This is a genomic window from Macrococcus brunensis (assembly GCF_004359615.1).
Lineage (GTDB): Bacteria > Bacillota > Bacilli > Staphylococcales > Staphylococcaceae > Macrococcus > Macrococcus brunensis.
In genome coordinates this window covers 19,864-27,333 of record NZ_SCWA01000022.1, presented here as the reverse complement: position 1 = coordinate 27,333, position 7,470 = coordinate 19,864, and the positions used below count along the sequence as shown (strand labels likewise).

Below are 7,470 nucleotides of genomic sequence, written 5' to 3'. Positions count from 1 at the left end.
GCGGGTCTATTAAATATGGAAATGCAGACTGCTGCGACAATATTCGTAGTGAATATCAAAAGAATCATAAAACTTACGGATGAAAAATAGGATAAAAGAACCCGTCATTTCCTAATGTTGAGGAAATCGACGGGTTCTTTTACACTATTGAGTTGTTGGAATTAGTGAGCTTATAGAAAATCGTGAGATTTTCAGTGGCCTCCGAATTTCGCTGCACTTTTTTTATAAGAATGTTGCGACGTCTGAAACGTCAAGACGACTTGTCGCACGGGGTTCTTTAGCCTGTTTACCGACAGGTATCAGCATAATCGGTAAATAGCGGTCTTCAATATCAAAGGCTTCAATCAGAGCGGTACGATTAAAGCCGCCGATAGGACAGGTTGATAATCCTGCGAGTGTCGCCGCATTCATGAACTGCATGGCTGCAAGTGACGCATTCAGGACGCCTGCCTCAAAAGCATATTCAGGTCGTGAATGTGCACCATTGACCTGTCCGGCAAGTCTTTCTTTTAAGTCAGGGGTCATGCGTCCCGCTTCTATGTCTGGATTAAAGACAGCATCAATATTTTTCTCTGCTTCTTTATCAGCAAGGACGATAAGTGTAGCACTGGCATCAGTAATTTGACGCTGGTTAAAAGCGAGAGGAAGAAGTTTCTCTTTTGCGGCGTCACTATGAATGACGATATATTTCCAGTGCTGCAGATTCCATGCGGAAGGTGCACGGTTCGCTTTCTCTAAGAGATCGACTATCTCTTCTTTAGACAGTTTAAAATTGGGGTCATATTCTTTGACCGCTTTTCTATCAGTGAAAATGTTTAATTCTGACATGATAATCCTCCTTTTAATTAGCACTTATATATTAAGTGAAAGAAGGTCAAATTGCAATTTTACTGTTTGAGCTCTGCTTCTACATATTCATTTGTAATCGGATGGATAAAAGTCAGTTTATAGCCTGTTAACTGAAGCTGACGTAATTTAGAATCACTGTATAATGGGTCACCAAGTACTGGATAGCCGATTGCAGCAAGATGGACACGGATTTGATGGGTGCGGCCTGTATCCAGTTTAAGTTCAACTTCCGTGACACCATCGCCCAGCACTTTTGAATCAATGATATGTGTGACTGCCTGCTGACCACTATCTGATACACGACGTTTATTTGGGTGAAATTTATCTTTACCGATCGGCAGTTCAATAGTCTGCTGTTTGATTGGTAATAAACTACGTACTTTCGCTTTATAGGTTCTGGTGATGTCACGCTGTTCCAGCATACGGTCTAATATCTTTTTGACTAATGGGTTCTTTGCTACAAGAACAAGGCCGACTGTCTCCTGGTCGAGTCGATGTATGGGTTCAACATAAGCTGCTTTCAGCGTATAGATTGCATGGTTAAGGAGAGTATTCGTCTCCATCATATCGTTAGGATGAGTCTTGACGCCTTTTGGTTTAACGAGTATAGCGAGGTATTCGTCTTCATAAGCGACTTCACAAAGTCTGAACGACGATTTGTACTGACTTTTTTCTTCCATGACTGGTAGCATCAACTGATCATCTGTATGAAGTATAGAGTGAAACGTTGCCGGTTCATTATTGATAGTCAGTTCTTTTGACATGCGAAGTTCGTGAATCATTTTCTTAGGCAGCATCCAGTGTTTCAGCAGTTCTTCTACTGTCATGCCGTCAAATGACTGATTGATTGTAATATTCATTGTAGCCTCCATCTAATGTTTAGCGACTCCTTGAGTCGTGTATAATATTTATTATAGAGTAAACGAAGGAGTATGAACATGACTGAAGAACTTAACTTAGAGAATTTTAATAAATCAATTGAATCCCGTCTGATGACTTTTGATGATATAGAGGAAGTCATCAGATTGCAGGAAGTCTGTTTTCCTGGCATGGAACCCTGGAAAAAAGAACAGCTTGAATCCCATTTAAACCTTTTTCCGCGCGGACAGGTCGTTATTGAATATGAAGGAACATTAATCGGTTCTTCTTCAAGCTTAATCATCAACTTTGATGAATATGATGATCGCCATACGTGGGATGATATTACGGATAAAGGTTATATCACGAACCATAACGAAAACGGTCATAACCTTTACGGCATAGAAGTAATGGTGCATCCGGATTTCCGCGGGATGCGTGTCGGACAGCGTCTGTATGAAGCACGTCGTGAGATTGCCTATGAACTGAACTTAAAGAGTATTATCATCGGTGGCCGTATTCCGAACTATCATCTTTACAAAGATGAGTTATCGCCACGCGAATATGTTAATGACGTCATGAAACGGAAAATCAAGGACCCGGTACTGACATTCCAGTTTATGAACGGCTTCACTTTAATGCGTATTAATCCAGGTTATCTGCCTGACGACGTGAAAAGTAATAAATACGCGACACTTATGGAATGGAATAATCCAGATTTCGTAGCGAAGACTAATCTGCATTTCAAGACAAGCTACCCTGTACGCATCTGTACCGTCAACTATATGATGCGTAAAATAGATTCTTTTGAAGAATTTGCGAACCAGATTGAATATTTCGTTGATGTTGCCTATGATGCGGGCAGTGACTTTGTCGTTTTCCCGGAGTTACTGACGACACAGCTGATGAGCTTTGATGAACGCCGCAACCCAGCTGAATCAATCCGTCATCTGACCAAATATACAGAACAGTATATTGAAATGTTCAATAGCTTTGCGATGCGTTATAACATCAATATTATCGGTGGTTCTCACTTCGTTGAGGAAGATGATGAAATCTACAATATCTCATACTTATTCCGTCGTGACGGCTCAATTGAGAAACAGTACAAGATTCATGTGACACCTAACGAGCGCCGCTGGTGGGGAATTTCACCAGGTAACAGAGTAGAAGTCTTTGACACAGACTGCGGTAAAATCGCTATCCAGATCTGTTATGACAGTGAGTTTCCTGAAATGGCACGTATTGCGACTGAAAAAGGAGCGAAAATTATTTTTACGCCGTTCTCAACAGAAGACCGTCAAAGCTACTTACGTGTGAAATACTGTTCTATGGCTCGTGCCATTGAGAACCAGATCTATACTGTAACAAGTGGTACTTGCGGTAACTTGCCTCAGACTGAAAACATGGACATCCAGTATTCAGCGTCAGGCATCTACACGCCGAGCGATTTCGGCTTCGCACGTGACGGTATCATCGGTGAGACAGGTGAGAACGTAGAGATGGTGATGATCGGCGATGTCGATCTTGAAGGATTACGTCGTGGGCGTGAAGATGGTACGGTGCGTCAACTCCGTGACCGCAGACATGACCTTTATCATATTCAATACAAGAAATAAGGTGAGCGCATGAAATCAAAGACAGCACTGTTAAAAGAAATAGCAGAATTTCTGAATGAAGAGACAGAAGTTCAGTCAATGCTGTTTGGTGCGCTAAAACGGCTGGTTGAAGGCAGTGAGTTTTCGACCGGCTGGATTTTTTTCATCGACAATGAAGGCCATCATCAGCTGGTATCTGATTATGAACTGCCGCAAGCATTAGAGCGGAATGATTGTCACTATATGACAGAAGGGCCATGCTGGTGCGTATCACGTTATCATCAAGGTAAGCTGACGAAGGCATCGAACATCATCACCTGTTCCCGGATTGTTAAGGCGAACCGAAAGTTTCCGACTGAAACAGGCGGTATTACACATCATGCGACAGTGCCACTGCAGTCTGGACAGGAAAAGTTCGGTCTGTTAAATGTGGCTACGCCTCATAAAGAAACGTATAGTGCTGAAGAGCTGGAGCTACTGGAATCCGTCGCATTTCAGATCGGCAGTGCCATCAAGCGTATTGCGCTGACTGAGAAAGAACGGGAGATTGCACTGACAAATGAACGGAACCGTTTAGCGCGTGACCTGCATGATTCCGTTAATCAGATGTTATTCTCACTGAAGCTGACAGCGCATGCAGCGGGTGCTCAGACAGTAGATAATCGTTCTAAGATGGCGTTTTCTATCATCGAGGAAACGAGTCAGAATGCGGTCAATGAGATGCGTGCACTTATCTGGCAGCTGAAACCAATCGGTCTGGAAGAAGGGCTGACCCATGCGATCCGTCAGTATGCTCAGGTGCTGAATCTGGAGACGACGATTCATGTAGATGGTTTAGTCCAGTTTGATAATAAAGAAGAGATTACCATCTTCAGAATGGTTCAGGAAGCACTTAACAACATCAGAAAGCATGCTGAAACACAAGAAGCAGTCATCACAATCAGTGCAGACTCTGTTAAAATAGAAGATAACGGAAAAGGCTTTACTGCCAGCTCAGCAGACCAGTTGCCGACCCATGGGCTCGGCAACATGCAGCAGCGTGCAGAGTCGATAGGCGGACAGTTATCGATTGACAGCAGCAAAGCGGGGACAACGATTACACTGCAGCTGAAAGGATGAGAAGATGACGACACTTTTACTTGTTGATGACCATCATATTGTCAGACAAGGTCTGAAGTTTCTAGTTGATTCGATGACAGATTATGAAGTCGTCGCAGATTTCAGCGATGGTCGGGAAGTCATTGGCTACCTGGCAGAAGGCGTGCATCCAGACTGTATCCTGATGGATCTTGTGATGCCACATATGGACGGTATTGAAACAACGAAATACATCAAACAGCATTATCCTGATATCAAGATTCTGGTTTTATCCAGCTATATCGACGAGGAACATGTTATCGGCGTGATGGAAGCAGGGGCAGACGGTTATGAAGTGAAAGATTCTGAACCCGGTCAGCTGATAGAAACCATCAATAAAGTAGTGGCAGGAGAAAAATATTTCCATCCTGCTGTCATGACAGCAGCAGAGACAGCCGTTTCATTACCGCATCTAAAGAATAAACTGTCTAAACGAGAACTTGAAGTGCTGGAAGAGATGACAAAAGGGCATACGAATAAAGAAATAGCAGATATTCTATTCGTATCAGAAAAAACGGTCAAGACGCATGTCAGTCATATTTTCACTAAACTTGAAGTGACAGACCGTACGCAAGCTGCTATCTATGCGATGACTTATAACTTAATCAATAAATAAAAAGAGAAGATGACTTGTCATCTTCTCTTTGTTTTATCTATTATATTGCCAGCCCTGATCATTGTGATAGATCATCTGCTTCGTCATGCCGCCATCCACTGTAAAGACCTGACCTGTAATGAAGCCCGCTTTATTAGAAGCGAGAAACAGCATCATCTCAACGATATCTTCTGGTTTACCGACGCGTCCAGCCGGATGCTGTGAGTTGTTCGCACCTGAAAAATCAGTGTGGGTCGTATCAATCCACCCTGGAGCGATGGCGTTGACTCTAATATCAAGACTGACGGCCAGTGCATGTGTCAGGCTGGTTAAGCCGCCTTTAGCTGCCGCATAACTTTCTGTCTGGGACTGACTCATGTCTGCACGTGTAGAAGTGATATTGATAATCGAACCTTGCTCAGTAAAATCATCTTTAAAGAGTTTACTGAGGTAAAATGGTGCAGCAACACCGACCTGCTGTGCGTAAAGAAACTCTTCATAACTGCACTCGTCAATCCCTTTCCTTAACGGCAGGGCATTATTAATCAGGATATCAATTGAACCAAAATCCTTCTTCACTTTATCGTGAAACTGATCGAGAACTTCAGGGCGGCTGATATCACCTATAAAGTAATCATTGCCCTGTATATCGATGACAGCGACATGAGCACCTTCCTGTCTAAAGCGTTCTGCAGCAGCACGACCGATTCCTGCTGCGCCACCTGTGATGACAACGACTTTATCTTTGAACATCTGTGTCTCCTCCTTCTGGCTCGATATGGACGATAGTTTCAATAGAACCGAACTGTTCTTTCATCTTGAACTCAATGGCTTCAGCGATATCATGACTCTCTTTAACAGTGAGCAGTGAATTGACGGTCACAGTGACATCGGCAAATGTGATGACGCCATGGTTACGACCTTTTAAGTCAATCACTCGAATCACACCTGGAATGGTCGTGACCAGGTGTTTCATATCAGTCAAGGTCTCGACGTCAAATCCATCTGTCAAAGTGATGGCAGTATCCTTGAAAATATCAATAGAAGTCTTCATGATGATAAGACCGACAACAATCGCCGCAATCGTATCAAGCGTATGGAAACCGAACATGACACCTAGAATTCCGCCAAGAGTACCGAAGCTGACAAGCGCATCGGATAAATTATCATAGGCTGCAGCCTTGAGTGCACTGGAACCGACTTTTTTAGCGAGATTGCGATTATAGAAATAGACAACAAGCATCAGAAGGCCGGACACAAAGGCGACGATACCTGCTTCGAAAGTAGGTGCTGAGTACTCCCCTTTAATAAAGTGAGTGATACCCTGCACGATAACTTGAACTGACACAGCGAACATGATGAATGAAGCAATCAGTGAAGCAATAAACTCTGAACGGTAATGACCGTAGTTATGATTCGAGTCCGCTGGCCGCATTGAGATTGAAAGACCAATCAGGAGAGCAATAGATGAGATGACATCTGTTGCGTTGTTAAGACCATCAGCCACCAGGGCATGAGATTGATTGAGATAACCGAAAGCTACTTTGAGGATAGTCAGTAAAATATACATCATGATACTGACGCGTGCGCCTTTTTTCGCCTGTTCCAGTTTATCTTTGATATGCATACGATCCCGCCTTTATATAGAATACTTCATTATTATGACGGAAAAACGAGTTCATTTCTACAAAATAGAAGAGTTAGAAGGGTTAAAAATAGCTAAAATAACATAAAATCTGCATTTAAATTGCGTGACTAATCTGTCAATTTACAGAGAATAGACACATATCTGCAAAAGAGCGCAAAATGAGTATTTTTTTCTTTTAATTTTTTGTAAATTATATTAAGATGTTAAAGTGACTTATTTAGATGTGTATTATTTCAATTTAATGTTAACTACATTTAATGATGAGTAAATTGATAAATGAAAGGTCGAATAGAATGGATAAACAAACTTTTACAGATTTACTGCAGACAAAATTTAAAATGGTCAGAATTGAAGCTGGCTATACACAAGATACAATGGCTCAGACGATCGGTCTTTCAAAGAAAACGTTAGTACAAATTGAGAAAGAACGTGTACTTCCTAACTGGACTACATGCGTTTCATTATGTGCTTTATTCCGTGATTCAGAAGTGCTTCAGACGACACTGGGCGGCGATCCGCTTGAAGTGGTTCAAGTGATTTCACGCGGTGCGTGTGCTTATCCGCAGAACGATAACTTAGATGAGCTCTGGTGGGAAACAAAGCGTGAAGAAGGAGGTTTCACGTTACAGTTCAACAAGATTTCAAATCTCTACCGTATTCTTGACCGCTCTAACCAGCCGTTATACGGTTCTAATAAAGAACGCGAGGCTGAAATGTTCTTCTCTAAGAAGACAGCTGAGCAGCTAGTAAATGTTTAAGCAAACGTCATGACGTTTGCTTTTTCT

General features: G+C 42.4%; 8 protein-coding genes. 4 read left to right on the top strand and 4 right to left on the bottom strand.

The features are described from left to right. Positions 1 to 222: 222 nt before the first annotated feature. Entirely contained in the window at positions 223 to 828 is a 606-nt protein-coding gene (locus ERX27_RS10055) for a nitroreductase family protein (RefSeq protein ID WP_133432697.1), read from the bottom strand. 59 nt (positions 829 to 887) lie between these two features. Then, positions 888 to 1,709 (bottom strand): RluA family pseudouridine synthase, encoded by an 822-nt coding sequence (locus ERX27_RS10050; RefSeq protein ID WP_133432696.1) that lies wholly within the window; start codon positions 1,707 to 1,709, stop codon positions 888 to 890. A 78-nt stretch (positions 1,710 to 1,787) separates the two neighbouring features. On the opposite strand from ERX27_RS10050, the gene ERX27_RS10045 reads away from it, so the two are divergent. Genes ERX27_RS10045 through ERX27_RS10035 form a run of 3 tightly spaced genes read left to right on the top strand, consistent with a single transcriptional unit; the run spans position 1,788 to position 5,058 of the window. Beyond that, on the top strand, positions 1,788 to 3,326 hold the full coding sequence (locus tag ERX27_RS10045; protein WP_133432695.1) for a bifunctional GNAT family N-acetyltransferase/carbon-nitrogen hydrolase family protein: 1,539 nt from the start codon (positions 1,788 to 1,790) through the stop codon (positions 3,324 to 3,326). Between the two features lie 9 nt (positions 3,327 to 3,335). Further along, the gene (locus tag ERX27_RS10040) at positions 3,336 to 4,424 is read left to right on the top strand and encodes a GAF domain-containing sensor histidine kinase (RefSeq protein WP_133432694.1); all 1,089 of its coding nucleotides are present in this window, start codon (positions 3,336 to 3,338) and stop codon (positions 4,422 to 4,424) included. 4 nt (positions 4,425 to 4,428) lie between these two features. Continuing rightward, a complete protein-coding gene (locus tag ERX27_RS10035) occupies positions 4,429 to 5,058 on the top strand; it encodes a response regulator (RefSeq protein ID WP_133432693.1) in 630 nt (209 codons plus the stop codon). A 33-nt stretch (positions 5,059 to 5,091) separates the two neighbouring features. Here the strand turns inward: ERX27_RS10035 and ERX27_RS10030 are convergent, their stop codons facing one another. Further along, positions 5,092 to 5,790 carry an SDR family oxidoreductase gene (locus tag ERX27_RS10030; protein WP_133432692.1) on the bottom strand — a complete coding sequence of 233 codons (699 nt, stop codon included), beginning with the start codon at positions 5,788 to 5,790 and terminating at the stop codon, positions 5,092 to 5,094. Beyond that, positions 5,777 to 6,664, bottom strand: a complete 888-nt coding sequence (locus tag ERX27_RS10025; protein WP_133432691.1) for a cation diffusion facilitator family transporter — start codon at positions 6,662 to 6,664, stop codon at positions 5,777 to 5,779. Before ERX27_RS10025 ends, ERX27_RS10030 begins: the two co-directional genes overlap by 14 nt. Before the next feature lie 314 nt (positions 6,665 to 6,978). Between ERX27_RS10025 and xdrA the strand changes: the two genes are divergently transcribed. Then, entirely contained in the window at positions 6,979 to 7,443 is a 465-nt protein-coding gene (gene xdrA, locus ERX27_RS10020) for an XRE family transcriptional regulator XdrA (protein ID WP_133432690.1), read from the top strand. Positions 7,444 to 7,470 lie beyond the last annotated feature (27 nt).